The 21601-nt window shown below is 56.6% G+C and carries 21 protein-coding genes; all 21 read right to left on the minus strand.

Annotated features, from left to right (window positions below; genetic code table 11):
• Positions 1 to 45: 45 nt before the first annotated feature.
• Complete coding sequence (uxuA, locus tag HKD40_RS10735) at positions 46 to 1260, minus strand: mannonate dehydratase (RefSeq protein ID WP_169195749.1); 1215 nt, start codon at positions 1258 to 1260, stop codon at positions 46 to 48.
• Positions 1261 to 1397: 137 nt separating this feature from the next.
• Positions 1398 to 2015 carry a trimeric intracellular cation channel family protein gene (locus tag HKD40_RS10740; RefSeq protein WP_169195750.1) on the minus strand — a complete coding sequence of 206 codons (618 nt, stop codon included), beginning with the start codon at positions 2013 to 2015 and terminating at the stop codon, positions 1398 to 1400.
• A gap of 101 nt (positions 2016 to 2116) precedes the next feature.
• Positions 2117 to 2452, minus strand: a complete 336-nt coding sequence (locus tag HKD40_RS10745) for a cupin domain-containing protein (RefSeq protein WP_169195751.1) — start codon at positions 2450 to 2452, stop codon at positions 2117 to 2119.
• A gap of 4 nt (positions 2453 to 2456) precedes the next feature.
• Positions 2457 to 3218 carry a 2-dehydro-3-deoxy-D-gluconate 5-dehydrogenase KduD gene (gene kduD / locus HKD40_RS10750; protein WP_169195752.1) on the minus strand — a complete coding sequence of 254 codons (762 nt, stop codon included), beginning with the start codon at positions 3216 to 3218 and terminating at the stop codon, positions 2457 to 2459.
• Positions 3218 to 4048, minus strand: a complete 831-nt coding sequence (kduI, locus tag HKD40_RS10755) for a 5-dehydro-4-deoxy-D-glucuronate isomerase (protein ID WP_169195753.1) — start codon at positions 4046 to 4048, stop codon at positions 3218 to 3220. The genes kduD and kduI overlap by 1 nt, the downstream gene beginning before the upstream one ends.
• 12 nt (positions 4049 to 4060) lie before the next feature.
• Positions 4061 to 4795 (minus strand): FadR/GntR family transcriptional regulator, encoded by a 735-nt coding sequence (locus tag HKD40_RS10760; protein ID WP_169195754.1) that lies wholly within the window; start codon positions 4793 to 4795, stop codon positions 4061 to 4063.
• 4 nt (positions 4796 to 4799) lie between these two features.
• Positions 4800 to 6080, minus strand: coding sequence for a TRAP transporter large permease (locus HKD40_RS10765; RefSeq protein WP_169195755.1), 1281 nt, complete (start codon positions 6078 to 6080; stop codon positions 4800 to 4802).
• 5 nt (positions 6081 to 6085) lie between these two features.
• Positions 6086 to 6610 carry a TRAP transporter small permease gene (locus HKD40_RS10770; protein WP_169195756.1) on the minus strand — a complete coding sequence of 175 codons (525 nt, stop codon included), beginning with the start codon at positions 6608 to 6610 and terminating at the stop codon, positions 6086 to 6088.
• Positions 6611 to 6673: 63 nt separating this feature from the next.
• Complete coding sequence (locus tag HKD40_RS10775; protein ID WP_199368532.1) at positions 6674 to 7654, minus strand: TRAP transporter substrate-binding protein; 981 nt, start codon at positions 7652 to 7654, stop codon at positions 6674 to 6676.
• 233 nt (positions 7655 to 7887) lie between these two features.
• Positions 7888 to 9297 carry a dihydrolipoyl dehydrogenase gene (gene lpdA, locus HKD40_RS10780; RefSeq protein ID WP_169195757.1) on the minus strand — a complete coding sequence of 470 codons (1410 nt, stop codon included), beginning with the start codon at positions 9295 to 9297 and terminating at the stop codon, positions 7888 to 7890.
• 19 nt (positions 9298 to 9316) lie between these two features.
• Positions 9317 to 9949: a LysE family transporter gene (locus HKD40_RS10785; RefSeq protein ID WP_169195758.1), complete on the minus strand. Its 633-nt coding sequence runs from the start codon at positions 9947 to 9949 to the stop codon at positions 9317 to 9319.
• Between the two features lie 99 nt (positions 9950 to 10048).
• Entirely contained in the window at positions 10049 to 10441 is a 393-nt protein-coding gene (locus HKD40_RS10790) for an MAPEG family protein (protein ID WP_169195759.1), read from the minus strand.
• 49 nt (positions 10442 to 10490) lie between these two features.
• Positions 10491 to 10940 carry a hypothetical protein gene (locus HKD40_RS10795; RefSeq protein WP_169195760.1) on the minus strand — a complete coding sequence of 150 codons (450 nt, stop codon included), beginning with the start codon at positions 10938 to 10940 and terminating at the stop codon, positions 10491 to 10493.
• A gap of 90 nt (positions 10941 to 11030) precedes the next feature.
• Positions 11031 to 12278: a 2-oxoglutarate dehydrogenase complex dihydrolipoyllysine-residue succinyltransferase gene (gene odhB / locus HKD40_RS10800; RefSeq protein WP_169195761.1), complete on the minus strand. Its 1248-nt coding sequence runs from the start codon at positions 12276 to 12278 to the stop codon at positions 11031 to 11033.
• Positions 12279 to 12299: 21 nt separating this feature from the next.
• Positions 12300 to 15302 carry a 2-oxoglutarate dehydrogenase E1 component gene (locus tag HKD40_RS10805; protein WP_169195762.1) on the minus strand — a complete coding sequence of 1001 codons (3003 nt, stop codon included), beginning with the start codon at positions 15300 to 15302 and terminating at the stop codon, positions 12300 to 12302.
• A gap of 368 nt (positions 15303 to 15670) precedes the next feature.
• A complete protein-coding gene (gene sucD / locus HKD40_RS10810; RefSeq protein ID WP_169195763.1) occupies positions 15671 to 16573 on the minus strand; it encodes a succinate--CoA ligase subunit alpha in 903 nt (300 codons plus the stop codon).
• 18 nt (positions 16574 to 16591) lie between these two features.
• Positions 16592 to 17785: an ADP-forming succinate--CoA ligase subunit beta gene (sucC, locus tag HKD40_RS10815; protein WP_169195764.1), complete on the minus strand. Its 1194-nt coding sequence runs from the start codon at positions 17783 to 17785 to the stop codon at positions 16592 to 16594.
• A 93-nt stretch (positions 17786 to 17878) separates the two neighbouring features.
• Entirely contained in the window at positions 17879 to 18841 is a 963-nt protein-coding gene (gene mdh, locus HKD40_RS10820) for a malate dehydrogenase (protein ID WP_169195765.1), read from the minus strand.
• Positions 18842 to 19312: 471 nt separating this feature from the next.
• Positions 19313 to 20437, minus strand: a complete 1125-nt coding sequence (gene zapE / locus HKD40_RS10825) for a cell division protein ZapE (RefSeq protein ID WP_169195767.1) — start codon at positions 20435 to 20437, stop codon at positions 19313 to 19315.
• A 177-nt stretch (positions 20438 to 20614) separates the two neighbouring features.
• Positions 20615 to 21220, minus strand: coding sequence for an AprI/Inh family metalloprotease inhibitor (locus tag HKD40_RS10830; protein WP_169195768.1), 606 nt, complete (start codon positions 21218 to 21220; stop codon positions 20615 to 20617).
• A gap of 127 nt (positions 21221 to 21347) precedes the next feature.
• Complete coding sequence (locus HKD40_RS10835) at positions 21348 to 21575, minus strand: hypothetical protein (RefSeq protein ID WP_169195769.1); 228 nt, start codon at positions 21573 to 21575, stop codon at positions 21348 to 21350.
• Between the last annotated feature and the right edge of the window lie 26 nt (positions 21576 to 21601).

Raw genomic sequence — 21601 nt, forward strand, 5'->3', positions numbered from 1 at the left:
CTGGATCGATGATCCAGCCCTTTCTTATTCCTAGCGCTTATCGGCTTACTTTAGCCCGAACGCTCCGTGCTCAAGCGCGGTGAACACGCCACGCAGCTCCGCCAAGCCCTTCATCCGGCCAATAGTGGGATAGCCCGGCTGCGCCCGGCGACCGAGGTCGTCCAAAATATCCTGACCATGATCCGGACGCATCGGGATCTGCCAATCCTTGCGACCCGCAGCCTTGCGGCGGCGCTCTTCCTTGATCACAGCCGCGATAACCGCAACCATGTCCGTATCGCCCCCCAAATGCTCGGCCTCATAGAACGAGCCCATGATGTCGTCATTGTCACGCTTGACGTTACGCAGGTGCAGGAAGTGGATTTTTTCGGCGAATTGCTCAACGATGGCTGGCAGATCATTGTCAGGACGCGCCCCTAGGGACCCCGTACAGAACGTCATGCCATTCGCTGGGCTATCCACCGCGTCGAGAATGTATTTGTAGTCCTCAGCCGTCGACATGATGCGTGGCAAGCCGAGCAAAGCGAACGGCGGATCATCAGGATGGCAGCACAGCCGTAAACCGAGGTCTTCCGCTGTTGGCACCACTTCTTCAAGGAAGTGGATAAAGTGCTGGCGGAGCTGATCGCGACTGATCGCACCATATTCATTGAGGTGCGCTTGTACGTCTTCGAGCGACATCGACTCCGTTGAGCCTGGCAGGCCCATGGTGACGTTGCGTGCGAGCTGCTTCTTGTCGTCTTCCGACATCGCTTCAAAGCGCCGCCCTGCCTCATCGGCAATGGCATTTGTGAAGTCCGCCGGTGCGCCAGGGCGCTTGAGGATATGAATATCAAAAGCGGCAAAATCGGCGATATCGAAACGCATGCAGGAGCCGCCATGCGCAACCTGCCAGCGCAGATCGGTCCTCGTCCAATCCAGAACCGGCATGAAATTGTAGCAAATCGTCTCAATGCCGCTGTCAGCGAGGTTGCGCATCGAAATTTTGTAATTGGCGATATGCTCCCGCCAATCGCCCTTCTGCTTTTTCATGTCCTCGGTAACAGGAAGACTTTCGACCACATCCCAAGTGAGCCCGGAAGCAGAACCGTCCTTACGCGTAGAAATTTCCGAATGGCGTTTGGCAATCTCTTCCTTCGTCCAGACGACACCATTGGGAACGTGGTGCAGCGCACTGACCACGCCTTCGGCGCCAGCTTGGGTGATGTCATCGATGCTGGTCAAATCCTTCGGACCAAACCATCTCCATGTCTGTCGCACTTAAAGCTCCATAAATTCGATTGTTCTTGAATGTGATAGGCGCGCACAAACACCCGCGTGCGGATGCTGCCGCGCGCGGGGATCTGGCTCGATATGTGATGGTAATGAACGAGCGCTGGTCGCTCGGTTGCGCTGCGCTACTTGCGCATTTGCCTGTCGTAGACGAAGCGCGGCATTTCCCACTTGAAGGTCAAAGCCAGCATACGCAGCGTAAAGCCCACCGCGATGGCGACCGCCGCTGTCAGATCCGGCGAGAAGTTCAGCATGAGCCCGGCGTAATAGAGCGCGCCCGTGATCAGCGAAACGGTCGCATAAAGCTCGCCTTGGAACACCAAGGGAATATCGTTGCACAGCACATCGCGCAGAATACCGCCCACGATCCCGGTGATGATGCCCGAGACGATGATGATCATCGGATGCAGATCGAGTTCCATGGCAATGTTGCAGCCAATGATCGAAAACACCACCAGACCGAACGCGTCGAGTGCCAGGAAGGGCCACTTCAGCCGATCGACGACGCGCGCCAATGGGATGGTCAGCAAAGCCGCGCCACACACCAACAGCAGCAAATAAGGGTTCGCGACCCAGGTGAGCGGATAGTGGCCGATTAGAACGTCCCGCATGCTGCCCCCGCCAAGCGCGGTGACACAGGCGATGAGGCACACGCCAAACCAATCCATGTTCCGACGACCCGCAGCGAGCGCCGCTGTCATGGCTTCGGCGGTAATGGCGATATAGAATGCAATAAGCAGCATGGCCAGCCTGTGGGGGGACGGAAGAATCTGCGGCCACTGTACGGCACCGCATGTCCTCTGTCTCACCCATCGTTTTGGCACAAGTGTTCACAGCTGATCGCTTACAGAAAATCAGCGCGGTGCGGCGTGAACACATCAACCAGCCGCCCCTTCTCAAGCGCGACGACGCCGTGCACCAAGCCGGACGGCACAATAAAGCTGCCCCCCTGCCCCACGATCTCGGTTTTGCCGTCGATCGTCACCTCAAAGGAGCCTTCGGCGACATAGCTCACCTGAATATGCGGGTGGCTATGCAATGCGCCGACGGCCCCCTTATCGAAGCCGAATTCGACCTGCATCATTTCCGGGGTATGGATCAGCACACGCCGCGTATTGCCGGGCGACAATTCAATCCATTCACTGGCGTTTGGCTGAGCAAAAAACGCTTGTTGGCTCATGTCGTTACCTCGCTAGCCAGCCGCCATCCACGGGGATCGTCGCCCCATGCATGTAATTGGAAGCCGGTGCCAAAAGAAAAACCGCTGCATCGCCAATGTCCGACGACACGCCCCAGCGACCTGCTGGAATACGCCCCAAGATCGATGCCGACCGGTCCGGATCATTGCGCAGCGCTTCAGTGTTATTGGTCTCGATATAACCGGGCGCGATAGCATTCACATTGATTCCCTTGGCCGCCCACTCATTGGCCAAAAGCTTGGTGATGCCCATCACGCCTGACTTGGATGCCGTGTAGCTGGCAACGCGAATACCGCCCTGATAGCTGAGCATCGACGCGATATTGACGATCCGCGCTTGTCGCCCCTCGGCAAGGGCTTTGCGCCCCAGCGACTGGCAGAGGAAAAACACCGTCTTAAGATTTACATCCATGACGCTGTCCCAGTCCTCTTCAGAGAAGTCGACTGCATCAACGCGCTTGATGATCCCGGCATTGTTGACCAAGCCATGGATTGGGCCATGCTCTGCCCAAACTGCGTCGAACATAGCCTGCGCGGCACTGGGAGAGCTTAGGTCTGATTGAACGGCGATGAAGCCCGAACCCTGAGCCTCCATAATGGACGCCGTCTCATCCATGCTGGAACGCCCAACACCAATAACGCGGCCTCCCGCTCGGCCAATGCTGAGCGCAATGCCCTGACCAATGCCGGTGTTGGCACCAGTCACCATCACGGTCTTGCCCGAAAGGCTAAACGCGGACAGGTCCATTAGTAGAGATCTCCCATCTCTACCTTTTCAATGTCGGTGTAATCGACATTGTCGCCCGCCATCGCCCAGATGAAGGTGTAAGCGCCCGTGCCTGCGCCGGAATGGATGGACCAAGGCGGCGAGATAACAGCCTCTTCGTTGCGAACGATGAGATGACGGGTTTCTTCTGGCTCACCCATTAGGTGAATGACAAAAGCATCCGGCTTGAGGTCGAAATAGAGATAGGCCTCCATTCGGCGGTCATGCACGTGAGCGGGCATGGTGTTCCACACAGAGCCGGGCGCGAATTGTGTAAGACCGACGACGAGCTGGCAGGTCTTCACACTGTCAGCATTGACGTATTGGAAGATTGTCCGCTCATTGGCGGTATCCGCAGCGCCTGCTTCCAAGCGTTTTGCGCCGGACTGCTGCAACAGCTTTGTCGGATAGGACGCGTGGGCTGGTGCGCTGAGGAGATAGAACTTTGCGCCCTCTCCCGCGAACTGAACGTCTTTGTTGCCCATGCCAATGTAGAGCATGTCGCGCGACCCGACCGCGTGGTTTTCGCCGTCGACGACGATTGTGCCTGGCGCACCAATATTCACGGCAATCAACTCGCGGCGATCTAGGAAGTGTTCCGTGCCTGTCGGCTTGATGGGCAAGAGCGCCAGGGGAGCGCCAGCAGGTACCGCGCTACCGACGGCCATACGATCATAGTGTGTGTAAACCCAACGCACCGTGTCCGGTTCGAAGAGGTCTTCAACCAAGAAGGCGTCGCGTAGCTCCTCAGTGCCCATTACCGATGCGGCAATCGGATCGATAGCAAAGCGAATTTCGTACTCAGTGCTCATGACAGTCCTCACTTAGTTCTGTTCGTCCAACCGCTGGCGATAGCGCTGCTGGCTGCGAGATAGGTGGTCGCGCATGGCCTCACGCGCGGCGTCTTCGTTTTGGTCGCAAATCGCGTTCAGGATGGCGCGATGCTCTTCATGCAATCCGGCTTGATAGTCGTAAGTCAGTACGCTCTCTGTGCCCCAGGGAGAGGCAACATCGCAGGGTATGGTTCGGCTACCGAGTGCCTCCAGCACCTCAAGATAGAAAGGGTTGTTGGTCGCCGACGCGATGGATCGGTGAAATGCGAAATCGGTGCGCCCGGTTGGGGTCCCTTGCTCCAGAAGACGCCCGAACTCATTGAACGTTTCCCGCATCTCTGCTTCTTGGCTCGAGCTACGGCGCACCGCCGCCAAGCCAGCCGCCTCGATCTCGATCCCCATACGCACTTCAAGAACGTTGAGGGCGACCGAGATTTTGTGCGTCCCGGCACCACCCAAGGCACTGAACGTCGAGGCCGCGTTGGCCATGACGTAGAGCCCTGCACCCTGCCGAGGTTCAACGATCCCATCAGCGGCCAAAGCAGCAATGGCTTCACGGATGACTGTGCGGCTAACGCCAAAGACACTTGTCAGCTTGGCTTCACTGGGAAGCTTGGCGCCAGGAACAAACTCCCCGGCTCCAATTCTTTGTCGCAATGTCTCTGCGACCACTGACGCAAGCTTGGGTTTGCGGGCGCGCTCGGCGCCCGCTTCTTGCAAAGCCATGACATCACCGGAACAGGCTTGGGAGCCAAAGCGACAGCGCCGGGATGTATGTAACGAGACCCAAGACAATCAGACCAGCAAGATAGAAGGGCCAAATGCTCTTCATTGCTTCCCAGACCGTTATCTTGCCCACCGCCGCCGCGACAAACTGCACCGGTCCAAGGGGCGGGGTATTCAAGCCAATGCCTAGGTTGAGGATCATGATCACCCCGAAGTGCACCGGGTTCACACCAAAGGCGGTAACCATCGGTAGGAAGATCGGTGTGGTGATGATGATCAGCGGACCCATGTCCATAAAGGTGCCGAGCAGCAGCAAGACGATGTTGATCAGCAGCAGCACCATGAGCGGGTCTTGGGTGATGTTTGAGATCAAGTCCGTCAAGATCGGAGCAACGCGCAGGTAAGCCATTAGCCAACCAAACGAAGCTGCGGCACCGATGATGAACAACACCATCGAGGTCGTGCGCACAGCACCCAGCACAGCGTGAACAAACTCACCCCAGCTCAGGCTGCGATAGACGAACAGCGTCACAAGCAGAGCATAGATCACCGCGATGCACGAGCTTTCCGTCGCCGTGAACATTCCCGAGCGTACGCCACCGAAGATGATGACAATCAGCATCAGGCCGGGGATGGAAATGAGGAAATACTGGAAGGCCTTACGGAAACCAGGAAATGGCTCAGTCGGGTACCCGCGCTTCACAGCCACGAGGTAAGCCGTGATCATCAGCGCAACGGCGAGCAAAAGGCCCGGAATAATGCCGGCAGTGAACAGATCCGCAATCGAGATGCGACCACCGCCCGAGAGCGAGTAAATGATCATATTGTGCGAAGGCGGCAGCAACAGAGCGATCAAAGCCGCCATTGAGGTGACGTTCACCGCATAGTCAGCACCGTAGCCACGTTCCTTCATTTGCGGGATCATGATCCCGCCAACCGCCGCCGCTTCAGCGACAGCAGAACCGGAAATACCACCAAACAAAGTCGATGCCGCCACGTTCACCTGGCCGAGACCACCGCGCACGTGTCCAATAATGGACCCCGCAAAGGCGATAATGCGTGCAGCAATGCCACCGCGCATCATGAGATCGCCAGCGAAGATGAAGAACGGAATTGCCAGGAGCGTAAAGCCCGCTAGACCCGAGTTGAGCTGCTGAAACACCACCATCGCCGGGCGTCCCAGATAGAGAACGGTCGCAAAGCTAGCGATGCCAAGACAGAAGGCGATTGGTGTACCGACCAGCATAAGCGCGGTGAAAACACCGAAAAGGATCCAGTATTCCATGGTGTTTAGGCCTCGGTCACGAGTTCAGAAACGGGTTCATCGATGGGTTCACCGGCCCAGCGCCGCAGGAGGCGCTCAAGCGAGAACAGGCACATCAGAACACCCGAAATAACGACAGGGAGGTAGGTCATGGTCTGCGGCACATGCAGAACGGGAATGGTCACCGTCCAACCACGAATGGCCAGAAGTGCGCCGTAATAGATCATGCCTGAAGCGAATGCGAAAACCGCAACGTCGCTGATCGCCCGCAGCACACCCTTGGCGGCTGGCGGCAAAACATAGATCAAAACGTCAAAACCCATATGGAAGTTTTCGCGAACGCCAACGGCTGCGCCTAGGAAAATCGTCCAGCTCATCAACATAATGGCGGTCGCCTCAGTCCAAGGCGGCGACGAATTCATCGCGTAGCGCATAAAGACTTGATAGAAGACGATGGCAGTCATGACGACAATGCCAATACCAGCAAGCCAAAGCGCGGCAGTCGAGAGCCCTCTCAGCAGCATGCTGAAAGTGGGGAGCCATGTTTTCATAGGATGTCCTCCGCAGGGTGGAAACCGGGCCCGCGACTTTTGCGGGCCCGGTGCGTACGGGTTTTAGCCCTCGGTTGCCTGAATGCGGGCAACCAGATCCTGCAGCTTTGGATCGGTAACGTACTTGTCGTAGACAGGCTTCATCGCTTCGATGAATGGGGCCTTATCAACTTCGTTGATGGTGGCACCGAGCGCTTCGACAGCAGCCTTGGATTCAACTTCCTTCGCCTGCCAGAGTTCACGCTGGTAAGCGACAGATTCCTTGGCAGCTTCGCGCATGGCCTGCTGGGTCTCTGCGTCCAGTCCGTCCCAAACTACCTTGGAAACGACCAGTACTTCTGGAACCATCAGGTGTTCGTCGAGCGAGAAGAACTTAGCAACTTCAGCGTGACCGGCAGTGTCATAGCTGGGGTAATTGTTTTCAGCACCGTCTATAACGCCGGTCTGAATGCTGGAGTACACTTCGCCATATGGCATTGGCGTAGCGTTACCGCCGAGAGCGCCAACCATGTCAACGAAGATGTCCGACTGCATCACGCGGAACTTCATGCCGGACATATCGGCCGGGGAAGTGATCGGCTTGGAGCTGTTGTAGAACGAACGCGCGCCACCGTCGTAGAAGTTCAACGCAATAACGTCCACCTTCTCGAAGGCTGCGAGAATTTCTTCGCCGATTGGGCCGTCCAGAACGTTGTGGAAGTGCTCAGTGGAGCGAAAAATATAAGGAAGCTGAGTGACGGTCGCTTCTGGAACCTGTGTATTGAAAGCGCCAATGGAGATGCGGTTCATGTCGATGACACCGAACTGCGTCTGCTCAATGGTATCAGCTTCACCACCCAATTGCGCCGAGTGGAACACTTCTACGCTATACTTCCCGCCGGTCTTTTCCGAAAGAAGCTCGCCGAACTTCTTTACGCCTTCAACGGTTGGGTAGCCATCAGGATGGGTATCGGACGAGCGCAACACAGTCTGTGCGCTAGCAGCTGAAACCATCAGGCTGGAGACAACGAAGGCCAGAATAGCCTTCTTCTGCATATGGAACATATAGAACCTCCCAAGGTGCTTTTAGACTCGTATCCTCATATCGAGCCCGGACGTTTACCGCCCATACCATCTAGTATGCAAGACGATACTGGAGCAACTTGTATGGAAGTAGAAAAACCGAGTCAACAGACAAGTTGCAGAATTTGTATGACGACTAAATCTCTAGCAACAAACAAAAAGCCGCCAAACCGTATAGGCTTGGAGGCTCAGATGACGAATTTCGGTGCGAAGATTTAGATGTGAATTGCCCCATCGCCGAGCGAAAGCGCAGCCTCACGGATCGCCTCAGAAAGCGTCGGATGCGCGTGCGTTGTGCGGGCTAGATCTTCCGATGCGCCGGAGAATTCCATGAGCGTTACGAGCTCATGGATCATCTCGCCAGCGTTCTTGCCGATGATATGCGCGCCAAGCACGCGGTCAGTTTCCACGTCAGCAAGAATTTTGACGAAGCCCTGCGTCGACATCATCGCCTTGGCACGACCATTGGCGGTGAAGGGGAACTTGCCGATCTTGTAATCGACGCCTTCAGCCTTGAGCTCATCTTCCGTCTTGCCGACGGTCGCCACTTCCGGATTGGTGTAAACCACACCCGGGATAGCTGCATAGTTCACGTGGCCGGCCTGACCGGACAGAATTTCGGCAACGGCAATGCCCTCGTCTTCCGCCTTATGCGCCAGCATTGGGCCAGCAATGACGTCGCCGATTGCATAGATGCCATCGACCGAGCTCTTGTAATGGCCATCCACCTGAACACGGCCGCGCTCATCAACGGCAACACCGACGATATCGAGGCCAAGCCCCTCGGTGTTCGCCTTACGGCCGATGGCAACCAATGCAACGTCAGCAGCCAGCACTTCTGCTGCCCCGCCCTGTGCTGCTTCAACACGAACCTTGATCGAGCCATCTTCCTCGCGATCAACACCAGCGACCTTGCTCGACAGCTTGAATTCCATACCCTGCTTCTGCAGCATCCGCTGGAACTGGCGCGCGACTTCGCTGTCCATACCCGGCAAAATACGGTCGAGATATTCAACAACGGTCACCTGCGCGCCAAGACGCATCCACACCGAGCCGAGTTCTAGGCCAATGACACCAGCACCAATCACCACGAGCTTGTTCGGCACAGCCTGAAGTTCAAGCGCCCCTGTGGAGGTGACGACGGTTTCTTCGTCGATCTCGATGCCCGGCAGGTTTGCCGAGACCGATCCGGTAGCGATCACAATGTTCTTCGTCAGAATTTCAGTCTGAGCACCAGACTGCGGCGTGACCAGCACCTTGCCCGCAGCAGGGATTGAGCCAATTCCGCGGAATACGGTGATCTTGTTTTTTTTGAAGAGATATTCAACGCCACCAACGTTGGACGACACCACATCAGCCTTGTGGTTCATCATCTGGGGCAAGTTCAGCTTAGGCGTCGAAATATCGATGCCGAGCGCCTTAAAATTGTGGTTCGCTTCTTCGAAAAGCTCAGAGGCGTGCAACAGCGCCTTCGATGGGATGCAGCCGATGTTGAGGCACGTCCCGCCGAGGGTTTGCCATTTCTCGACAACGGCCACCTTCATACCAAGCTGAGCGGCGCGGATCGCGCACACATACCCGCCGGGGCCCGAACCGATGATGGTAAGGTCGAATTGGTCTGCCATTGTTTAAGCCTCAATGAGTTCAGCGCTGCTGCGCGATGGCGACTCGAAACGCCAGCGCAAGGAAGGTTATGCCGGTAACCCGATTGAACCACCGGCCGACACGGTAAAAGCCCTGTCGAACACTGGCTGTCGTAAAGAAAAACGACACCAATGCGAACCAGGTAAAAAGCATTAGGCTCATACTTCCCACGTAGAAAACCTTGGTCTCAAAACCCGTACGGACCGAGACTAAGGACGTGAAGAGAGCCAAGAAAAACAGTACCGCCTTGGGGTTAAGAAGATTGGTCAAAAACCCTAAGGCAAACGCGCCAAGATCGCTCGTCGCTGCATCATCGTTCGCGCCAATTTCTGGCGCTTTGGGCGGCGGACCGCGCAGGGCCGAAATGGCGAGCCAAACGAGATACGCGACGCCGGCCCACTTCAAAACATTGAACAACAACAAAGACTGCCCAACGATCAAACCAACGCCCAAAAGCGTATAGGTGCCATGGACCAGAATGGATGCGGCGATACCAGCGGATGTGAAGAGCGCGGCGCGGCGGTTGTGCACTACGGCTTGGCGTAGAACCATAGCGAAATCCGCGCCGGGAATAACGGCGTTGATACCGAAGGCCAACATGAGGCCTGCGAATTCAAACCACGGAAAGCTCATCAACCCGCCCTTCAAACGGCCACGACAAGGGTTATACGAGCCAACGTCCCATCACAACGCCAGCATGGTCAAGTGCCCCTGCCCGTTTAGCATGGCAGTTTAGAAAGCAACGCCGACGAACATCAAGATCAGGCCAATTAAAGACACGACCCAGATCATTGAGCGCAATTGCTTTACGTCAATAAAATAGGCGGGCAGATAAGCGCAACGTGCCCAGAACCACAAATGAGCGCCCCACTGGGTCAAGCCATCACTGCGGCCTGAAACTTCCGTCGCAATGGCGAGGGCCACAAAGACAGCATAAGTTTCGAGGAAATTGGCGAGGGCCTTTTGCGCTCTAGCGTTAAGCTTGCTCGGCGGGGGCACATTTTCATCGCGCTGGCTGTTGGCGTAATCCACGCCATAATCAAGCCGATAAAACGTTGACTGCACGAACAAATAGGCCAGCGCCAGCGCGGCGCTCCAAACGAGATAAGTCAACTCTATCGACATAGTACCCTCCTGCGATCTCAGGATACTACGCCGATAAAGCGCGTTTGGTTCAACCTGCGGAAATTTCTTGTGCCTGCTTCAAGACACTGGGCAGCTGTTTATCGATATCGAGGGTGCCACTCTGCACCTGCTCCAAGAATGTTTTGCAGAACACATCCTTGTCGCCCGCCTGATTGAAGGCCGACATGATCTGGCTGCCGCCATAAGTTTCAGCAGCTTGTTGTTGCCCTTCAGCAGCGCCCCCAAGGCGCGTGATGACCCGATCCGCCAAGTCTAAATAGCTGATGTTGCGCAGATACCAGTTGGCCGCCGCGTCCTTATAGATCGGGTCGAGGCCTGTATTCTCGTAGCAATGGGTCGTCATGGCATCGACGATAGCCTTCGAGCCATGGAACGCCATCAACTCGCCGATTAGTGGCGTATTGCTGGCTTGTTCCTGAGCGGAAATCGTAAAGGGAAACAAGGATAGTGCGGCGACACACAATACAAACCGTCGCAAAATTATCTCCAAAACTACTCAACCGCGGCCCGGCAGCACACACGAAAAGGCCCGCCGAAGCGGGCCTTTTGAAAGCGCAATTGTGACCTTTTAGAGGTCGAGAACGAGACGCTCTGGGGATTCCAAGCTTTCCTTGACGCGAACGAGGAAAGTCACAGCTTCCTTACCGTCAACAATTCGGTGATCGTAGCTAAGCGCGAGATACATCATCGGACGGATGACGATCTGACCGCCAACCACCACTGGACGTTCCTGGATCTTGTGCATGCCCAGAATACCGGACTGCGGTGCGTTCAGGATCGGGGTCGACATCAGCGAGCCATAAACACCACCGTTGGAGATGGTGAAAGTGCCGCCCTGCATGTCTGCCATCGACAGCTGCCCGTCGCGCGCCTTCTTGCCGAGGTTGCCGATTTCCTTTTCGATCTCAGCAATCGACATCTGGTCCGCGTTACGAACAACAGGAACCACCAGTCCCTTGTCGGTGCCAACGGCGACGCCAATGTGGGCATACTTCTTGTAGATCAGCTCATCGCCGTCGATCTCAGCATTTACAGCTGGGATTTCCTTGAGAGCCTGCACGACGGCCTTGGTGAAGAAGCCCATGAAGCCGAGCTTTACGCCATGCTTCTTTTCAAAGAGGTCCTTGTAGCGCGCGCGCATGTCCATAACCGGCTGCATATCCACTTCGTTGAAAGTGGTCAGCATAGCGGCCGTGTTCTGTGCATCCTTTAGACGACGCGCGATGGTCTGGCGCAGGCGTGTCATCTTCACGCGTTCTTCGCTGGCCGCATCATCTGGATTGGACGGTGCGCGTGGCGCAGCGGCAGGAGCCGGTGCAGCAGCCACAGCAGCAGGGCGTGCCAGCGAAGCCAACACGTCTTCCTTCAGAACCTGACCGGCCTTGCCGGAACCAGCGATTGAGCCTGCGTCGAGGCCCTTTTCGTTGATCATCTTCTGAGCAGATGGGGTCGGTGCACGGTCAGTTGCAGCCGCTGCTGGCTTAACAGGCTCCGGACCAGCGGCATTGGCCGCTGGAACTTCGCTCTTTGCAGGAGTCGGTGCGGCTGCTGCAGCCGGAGCTGAAACTGCAGCACCAGTGCCCACGCCAATCGCGCCGAGCAGAGCGCCAACGTCCACTGTCGCGCCGCTTTCTGCAACAATAGCTTCAAGCACGCCCGAAGCCGGTGCGGGCACTTCGATAGTGACCTTATCGGTTTCGAGTTCCACGAGCGGTTCATCGGCGGTGACGGTGTCACCAACCTTCTTGTACCACTGACCAATAGTGGCTTCAGATACGCTTTCGCCCAGGGTCGGGACACGGATTTCAGTCGACATATTTGTTGTCCTTGTACTGGTTTACTTAGCGAATGCGTCGTCGAGGAAGGCTTGCAACTGCGCAAGGTGCGTACGCATCAGACCCGTTGCCGGCGATGCTGCGGCCGGACGACCGACGTAGCGAACGCGCTGCCCCTCACGACCAATCTGGTCGAATACCCATTCAACATAGGGCTGGATGAACGCCCAGGCACCCATATTGCGAGGCTCTTCCTGACACCAAACAACGTCAGCATTAGGGAAGCGGCTCAACTCATCGTGGAGAGCCTTCGCCGGGAACGGATAAAGTTGCTCAACGCGCAGCAGGTAGACGTCGTCAATTCCACGCTTTTCGCGGTCTTCCAGCAGGTCGTAATAGACCTTACCAGTACACAGCACCACGCGACGGATCTTTTCGTCTGACGTGAGGCGGATCGTGGTCTTTGGTAGCCCTGGTGCTTCAGCATCGTCCCAGAGGAGACGGTGGAAGCAGCTATCTGGCCCAAGTTCGACCAAGCCAGAAACGGCACGCTTGTGACGCAGCAGGCTCTTTGGCGTGAACAGGATCAACGGCTTACGGAAGTCGCGTTTCAGCTGACGGCGCAGGACGTGGTAATAGTTCGCTGGCGTCGTGCAGTTGGCGACCTGCATATTGTCTTCCGCGCAAAGCTGCAAGAAACGCTCCGGACGCGCCGAAGAGTGCTCTGGGCCCTGCCCTTCGTAGCCGTGCGGCAGCAGCATCACGAGGCCCGACATGCGGAACCACTTGCGTTCACCCGAAGAGATGAACTGGTCGATAACGACCTGCGCACCGTTCACAAAGTCACCGAACTGCGCTTCCCAAAGGGTCAGAGCGCGCGGCTCTGCCAGTGAGTAGCCATATTCAAAGCCCAGAACAGCCTCTTCCGACAGCATCGAGTTGATGACTTCGTAGCGGGACTGGTCAGCCGACAGATTGTTGAGCGGGGTGTAGGTCTTGTTCTCAACCTGCTGATCGTTCAACACCGAGTGGCGCTGGCTAAAGGTGCCGCGTTCACAGTCCTGGCCCGAGAGTCGGACTGGGTGACCTTCAGTCACCAGCGTACCGAACGCCAGTGCTTCTGCAGTTGCCCAATCGATGCCTTCGCCGCTTTCAATCGCGCCAAGACGGTTGTCCATAAAGCGCTTAACAGTCTTGTGGACGTTGAAGTCAGCCGGAACGGTGGTCAGCTTGGTGCCGATATCGTGCAGAACATCGAGCCCAACGCCGGTTTGACCGCGTCGTGGGCCTTCGAGCTCAGCTGGCTTGAAATCCTTCCAAGCGCCATCGAGCCAGTCAGCCTTGTTCGGGCGGTAGTCTTGGCCCGCTTCAAACTCAGCTTCAAGGTTCGCTTTCCAGTCCGCCTTGATTTTCTGGATTTCGGCAGCCGAATAGAGACCTTCCGCAACGAGCTTGTCCGAATAGATCTCCAGCGTCGACTTATGCGAGCGGATCTTGGAATACATCAAAGGCTGCGTGAAGCTTGGCTCATCGCCTTCGTTGTGGCCGAAGCGACGGTAGCAGAACATGTCGATAACGACTGGCTTGCCGAACTTCTGCCGATACTCAACAGCGACCTTGGCCGCAAAAACCACAGCTTCCGGATCGTCACCATTCACATGGAACACCGGCGCTTCGATCATCTTGGCAACGTCGGTCGGATAGGGCGACGAACGCGAATACATCGGGCTCGTGGTAAAACCGATCTGGTTGTTGATCACAAAATGGATCGAACCACCTGTACGGTGCCCCTTAAGGCCCGAAAGACCCAAGCATTCGGCGATAACGCCCTGCCCAGCAAAGGCCGCGTCGCCGTGGATCAACAGCGGCAGAACGACAGAACGGTCGGGCTTTGCCGACTGGTCCATGTTCACCAGCTTCGCATCAGGCGCGATAAATTTATCCTGCTTAGCGCGAGCCTTGCCCAACACTACAGGATCAACAATCTCAAGGTGAGATGGGTTTGCCGTCAGCGACAGGTGAACCTTGTTGCCATCGAACTCACGGTCCGACGATGCACCAAGGTGGTACTTCACGTCGCCCGAACCTTCGACATCTTCTGGGTAGAATGCACCACCCTTAAACTCATGGAACAGCGCGCGATGCGGCTTGGCCATGACTTGCGTCAGCACGTTCAAACGACCACGGTGCGCCATGCCAAGGACGATGTCCTTGATCCCCAGCGCGCCACCGCGCTTGATGATCTGCTCCAGTGCAGGAATGGTGCTTTCGCCGCCATCAAGGCCAAAGCGCTTGGTGCCGGTATACTTCACGTCGAGGAATTTCTCGAAGCCTTCAGCTTCTACCAGCTTATTCAGGATCGCCTTCTTGCCTTCCGGCGAGAAGGTAATTTCCTTATCTGGACCCTCGATCCGCTCCTGCAGCCACTGCTTGGCTTCCGGATCGGAGATGTGCATGAACTCGATACCCATCGTGCCGCAATAGGTGCGCTGCAGAATGGCGAGCATTTCTGGAAGCGTCGCGTATTCGAGGCCCAGATAGTTATCGATGAAAATCTTGCGGCTGTAGTCAGCCTCCGTGAAGCCATAGCTTGCCGGATCGAGTTCCGGAGCTGGCTCCTTAGCCAGCATGCGCAGCGGGTCGAGATCGGCATGCAAGTGACCGCGCATGCGGTAAGCACGGATCATCATGATGGCGCGAATACTGTCGCGTGTGGCCTGCAGCACGTCTGCCGTGCTTGGCGCGGGCTTACCCTCGGTGGTAGCCTTTTTCGCAGCAGCTTTTTCGGTCTTTACCGCGATTTCGCCCCAGTTGCCGTCAAGTGCAGCAACAAGGTCGCCACTCTCGGCCTTCGGCCAATCAGCGCGCCCCCAGCTCGGGCCATCGGCATTCTTCTGCGCGTCTGCCGGACTGTCGTCCAAGCGCGCAAAGAAATTCTGCCAAGTCTCATCGACGCTGGAAGGATCGCTTTTATAGCGAGAGAAAAGTTGTTCGATGTAGTCGGCGTTGCCCCCATACAAGAAGGAGGTCAGTAAGAACGTCTCGTTCTTTTCCTGTCGTGTCATCGCTTTTTGTGCGAGGCGCTCGCCCCGCCATCCTTTAAAACGAGCCGGTGAACCGGCCTTAACGCGGTCCTTAATTTCGATCGGATACTGACCGCTTATCCTTAGTATCCTGTTAAGTGAGCACACCCTGAGCAGGTGTGCGGCTCAATTTCGAACGACCTTGGCCTAATTGACGGCTAGCATCGTTCTAAATGACACGCGGCATATGCTTGTCGCGCCCCAGACAAACCCGAGCGGGCCTGCGGTATATTTCGTTATCCAGCCCAGGCGAGAAAAGACAACTTCACTGACCTAGTGGGATTATTTTCCACCCAACCGCCTTTGAAAGGCGATTGGGTCTAATTCATGTCCGAGCCTGCGCGAAGCGCTTAGCCCTTGAGCACTTCCACAAGAGTGGTGCCCAGACGCGCTGGCGATGGCGAAACGCGAATACCAGCAGCTTCCATGGCAGAAATCTTGGATTCTGCATCGCCCTTGCCGCCCGAAACCACAGCGCCAGCATGGCCCATGGTACGGCCCTTCGGAGCCGTGCGGCCAGCGATAAAGCCAGCCATTGGCTTCTTACGGCCCTTCTTGGCTTCGTCGATCAGGAACTGTGCAGCGTCCTCTTCAGCCGAACCACCGATTTCACCGATCATGATGATCGACTCGGTCGCGTCGTCCGCAAGGAACATTTCCAAGACGTCGATAAATTCGGTGCCCTTAACCGGGTCACCACCGATACCGACGGCCGTGGTCTGGCCCAAGCCCTCGTTCGAAGTCTGGAACACAGCTTCATAGGTCAGTGTGCCAGAGCGCGAAACGATACCGACCGAACCCTTGCGGAAGATCGAACCCGGCATAATGCCGATCTTGCATTCTTCTGGGGTCAGTATGCCTGGGCAGTTCGGGCCCAGAAGGCGCGACTTAGAACGGTCAAGGCGAGCCTTGACGCGCACCATATCAGCCACCGGAATACCTTCGGTGATGCAGGTGATGAACGGGATTTCCGCCTCGATGGCTTCGATGATCGCGTCAGCAGCGCCAGCAGGCGGCACATAGATCACCGATGCGTCTGCACCAGTGCGTTCTTTGGCTTCTGCAACGGTCGCGAAGATCGGCAGGTTTTCGCCACCAGCGCCGGTCCAGGTTTCTCCACCCTTCTTGGGATGAATACCGCCGACCATCTGCGTGCCGTAGTAAGCCAGCGCCTGCTCGGTGTGGAACGTGCCGGTCTTGCCGGTCAGGCCCTGAACGAGGATCTTGGTGTCTTTATTGACGAGAATAGACATTGTTTCCGGTCCTCTAACTTAGCCGTTCACCGCTGCGACGATCTTCTTCGCCGCATCGTCGAGATCGTCTGCTGCCGTAATGGCGAGACCAGATTCATTGAGAATTTTCTTGCCGAGTTCGACATTGGTGCCTTCAAGGCGCACGACCAGCGGCACCTTCAAACCAACTTCCTTCACCGCAGCGATCACACCTTCAGCAATAACGTCACACTTCATGATGCCACCGAAGATGTTGACCAGAATGCCTTCAACCTTCGGGTCAGCGGTGATGATCTTGAACGCTGCAGCAACCTTTTCCTTGCCCGCGCCGCCACCAACGTCACAGAAGTTCGCTGGCTCTTTGCCATAGAGCTTGATGATGTCCATGGTCGCCATGGCAAGGCCTGCGCCGTTCACCATGCAACCGATGTTGCCATCGAGCGCCACGTAAGCGAGGTCCCACTTGGAGGCTTCGATTTCCTTGGCGTCTTCTTCGGTTTCGTCGCGCAGCGCCTTGATATCGTCATGGCGGAACAGCGCATTTCCGTCGAAGGAAACCTTGGCGTCGAGAACGCGCAAATGCCCGTCCTTCATGACGATCAGCGGGTTGATCTCCAAGAGCGCCATGTCCTTTTCGACAAACGCTTTGTAGATGATCGGGAACAGCGACTTGGCGTCTTCTGCTGCCGCACCATCGAGTTCCAATGCCTTCGTGATGGTTGCGACGTCGGCCGCGGTCACACCAGCTTCTGGATCGATCGCAATGGTATGGATCTTTTCCGGAGTGTCGTGAGCGACAGCTTCAATGTCCATGCCGCCTTCGGTCGAAACGACGAAAGCAACGCGGCCTACGGAACGGTCGACCAGCAGCGAGCAATAAAGTTCGCGCGCAATGTCAGCGCCGTCTTCGATGTAAAGACGGTTCACCTGCTTGCCAGCCTCGCCGGTTTGCGCGGTAACGAGGGTGTTGCCCAGCATGTCCTTGGAGAAAGCGACGACTTCATCGATCGACTTTGCCAAGCGCACGCCGCCCTTAGCATCGGGACCAAGTTCCTTGAACTTGCCCTTACCGCGACCGCCGGCATGGATCTGGCTCTTGACCACATAAAGCGGGCCAGGAAGCGACTGCGCAGCTGCCGCAGCATCGTCCACCGAATAAATGGCGACGCCAGCAGCGACCGGAGCACCGTAGTCTTTCAGCAGTGCCTTGGCCTGATGTTCATGAATGTTCATCGTATTCCCCTTGGGTGGGCAGTTTCGACCCGGACAATTCTAGAGACCGGAGAGGCAAAAGCCGCCGGTAAGTATCCGGCGGCTTCTGAAGTATTACGCCAGCTTTGGCGCGATTTTCTTACAAGCATCGATCAGGCCCTCAACGGCACCAACCGACTTTTCGAAGGCCTTTTGTTCGGCCGAATTGAGCGCGATCTCGACGATCTTTTCCGCGCCACCAGCGCCGATGACGACTGGAACGCCAACATAGGTGCCCTTCACGCCATATTCGCCGTTGAGGTAAGCCGCGGACGGAAGCACGCGCTTCTTATCCTTGAGATAGCTTTCAGCCATAGCAATGGCCGACGAGGCTGGAGCATAGAAAGCCGAACCGGTCTTGAGCAGAGCAACGATCTCTGCGCCACCATCACGGGTGCGCTGAGTGATCTCTTCAAGACGCTCCTTGGTCATCCAACCCATCTTAACGATGTCGGTCAGCGGAATGCCTGCAACGGTCGAGTAACGCGCCAACGGCACCATGGTGTCGCCGTGACCGCCAAGAACGAATGCGTTGACGTCTTGGATCGACACACCGAGTTCTTCAGCGATGAAGTGGCAGAAGCGCGAGCTATCGAGCACGCCAGCCATGCCGATCACCTTGTTGGTCGGCAGACCAGAGAACTTCTGCAGCGCCCAAACCATCGCATCGAGCGGGTTGGTGATGCAGATGACGAAAGCGTCTGGTGCGTATTTTGCAATACCCGCCCCAACCTGCTCCATAACCTTGAGGTTGATTTCGAGAAGGTCATCGCGGCTCATGCCTGGCTTGCGCGGCACGCCTGCGGTGACGATAACAACGTCAGCGCCTTCGATGTCCTTATATTCAGAAGTGCCCTTCATGACGGCATCGAAGCCTTGGGTCACTGCCGACTGCGCGATGTCGAGCGCCTTGCCCGGACCTACGCCATCGACCACGTCGAACAGGACTACGTCGCCCAATTCCTTCTGAGCCGCCAACAGGGCCAGCGTACCGCCGATCTGTCCTGCACCGATAAGGGCAATTTTCTTGCGCGCCATAAGTCTCATCCCAGACTGCGTTGAATTGGCGCAGTTCATACCGCTTGTGCCAAATCCGGGCAAGTGAACCCTTCGTCGTAATTGCCAAAACGCTCATGCCGATGAGCGATGGGGTAATGCCCAATTGGCAGCCGACAAAGAGGACGGAAATAACCTAAGCTGTCGGTCATTCCGCCCAAAATTCCCTGATATTCCGGGGTTTTGGGCTTTTACGGATTTCCCTGTACCGAACAAGTTAGCAATTCGGAGGGTGGTATGGAAAACGGCGTTTTCGGCCATTTATCCACCCAAATCAGCCGACACGATTTATCGGCGCTAGATCAAGAAATCCGAAAACGGCAAGAGCCTGGACGATAAAAATTACGTTCCCCGGATAGCTTAGCCAAGAACATTCCCTATCCGAACGAAATACCCAAACGCCTTGCGCAGTACATTTTGAATGGCAGTCGTCGGACGGTCCAATCAACCCGCCTATACGCTCGGCGCGTCACGTAGGCCTTTAGCGAGATATTCTTCCGATTGCATCTCGGTGAGACGCGAGAGCGTGCGTTGAAACTCAAACGCCGTCTTTTCGTCTGCGCCCAATTGCTCCAGCGGCACCGCAAAGCTTGCCGCCAGTTTGACGCCACGATCATACAAGCTATCGATCAGAAGTATGAAACGCTTGGCAGCGTCCGATTTTGTCCGTCCCATCTGCGGAATATTGTCGAGCACGAGCGAATCAAACTCGTGCGAAATCCGCACGAAGTCGCGCGTGCCAAGTGGCTTCTCGCAAAGATCGGCAAAGTTGAAGCGCGCTGCGCCCATCGCCACCAACGGCACAGGGATCTGCCGACCAATGCTTTCCACCACGCCGGGAGCCCCCTGCCCACCTCCGGTTATGCGCAGCCACATCTTATCCATGGCCGCGTCCACCTCAGGCCCAGTGCCAAATGCGTAAACATGCTGGCCTGCAAACTTAAGGCGGCGATAATCCTGATCGCTAAGAAGCGTGGCCACGACCGTCTTTTCTTTCAAGAGCGCGATAAATGGCAGGAAAAGCTGCCGGTTGAGCCCGTCCTTATAAAGGCCATCAGGCTCAACATTGGAAGTCGCCACCAACGTCACGCCACCGGCAAACAGTTTTGAGAACAGCCGATCGAGCAGCATGGCATTGGTAATGTCATGCACATGGAATTCGTCTAGGCACAGCACGCGCAGGCCGGACTTCAAAATGGGCTTGGTTACCGCATCCACCGGGTCTGCCGCGCTATCTTTCGCAGATTTGCGAAAAGCCGAGATCGCCACATGCACTTCGTCCATGAACTCATGGAAATGCACGCGCCGCTTCTCGGCGAAAGGCAGCGCTGTGTAGAACAGGTCCATCAGCATGGTCTTGCCGCGGCCCACCTCGCCAACAAGGTAGAGACCCTTCACCGACACCGGCTTTTCAAACAAACCGAAGAAACCGCCCTTGGTCTTGGCGCCGGTGAGATCGGTAAGAATGCGGTCGAACTCGCCCGCAGCATCACGCTGGGCCGGATCGGGCGTCAAAGTTTTCCGTGCGACCAGATCTTCATAGGCGCGGCGTACGGGACCAAAAGCAGGAACGGACATGGGCAACTTTATCGGCAGCGATCTAAGCACGGCCTTTCCGGGCATCCCGGAAACCTCTGTCTGCTGCCGGTCAAACAGTGTCCCCCGCGCGTGCGGGGGCGACGGGCGCATGTTTAGGGGCGCGGTGCGGAAGCCGTCAAACAAAAAAGCCGGTCCCTAGGACCGGCTTTCGAAGCTTTAGCGCGACATCGACAGCGCCTGGCCACCACTCATAGTGCCGATATAACGGCCGCTAGAGGGTGCGAGGAAGGCTGCGATATTGCCGTTCTCATCATAAAGCTGGAGCTGGCTGCCAACTTGCTGCCAACCAGTGATGGCCGCAACCTGCGGGATCCCACAACCCGGAGCCGAAGCACGATAGTAGCTCGTACCGGTCTTGGAGGTTAGCGGCAGATTCAACTGGCAAGCCTGGCCGGCTGCTGCGACATTCCAAGAGCCTTCTGGACCGGAAGCCGTTGGCACGCTGGCGAACGAACCGCCAGTGGTACCAGCTGTTGCAAAGGTGTTCGAAGTACCACCGAGAGGCGGAAGAGCCGACGTCTGCTGACCGCCCAAAACCGGCTGACCAGAAAGACCCGGCGCCACAGTGCCAGAAACGCCACCGAGAGGAGGCAAACTATTGGTTTGCACAGCCGAGGTCTGCACTGGCTGCAGCTGCTGGGGTGTACCGACCACATTAAGATTCGCCGTATTGGTCCGGCTCGTTGGCGAACAAGCAGCGACCACAAGGGCCATAACCGCTAGGCTCGTCAGGGTAGAAACGCTGCGCGTCCAAACCTGCATTGTTAGACTCCTGCCGCAAAGAATTAAGGCATATTAACACTTGTGGCGGCTTATATGCAAAGCCCCAACATCATTCAATCAACATCCCAAGCACCCCCTATTGCTCAGAACTGTGGCGCATTCACGCTCAGCTCTCTTGCATATCCTTGAGCAATTCCCCCGCGAGGAGCTTTGCGTCTTCCGCTTCATCGTCCGGGACCTCAATACCAACGCCTTCCTCGGCGAAAAGGTTCGGCACGCCCGGCAATCCGCCTTCGCGCAATTCGAGCGGGTGAAAGCCATGGGCGCGCAAGGCCACGAGTAGAATCCTCGCCACAGAAAGGTCTTTCACGCGGGCAATCGTCTCAAAGCGCATCTGCGGCTCCTGTTTGTGCTGCAACC

The sequence above is a fragment of the Devosia sp. MC1541 genome (assembly GCF_012847305.1).
Classification (GTDB): domain Bacteria; phylum Pseudomonadota; class Alphaproteobacteria; order Rhizobiales; family Devosiaceae; genus Devosia.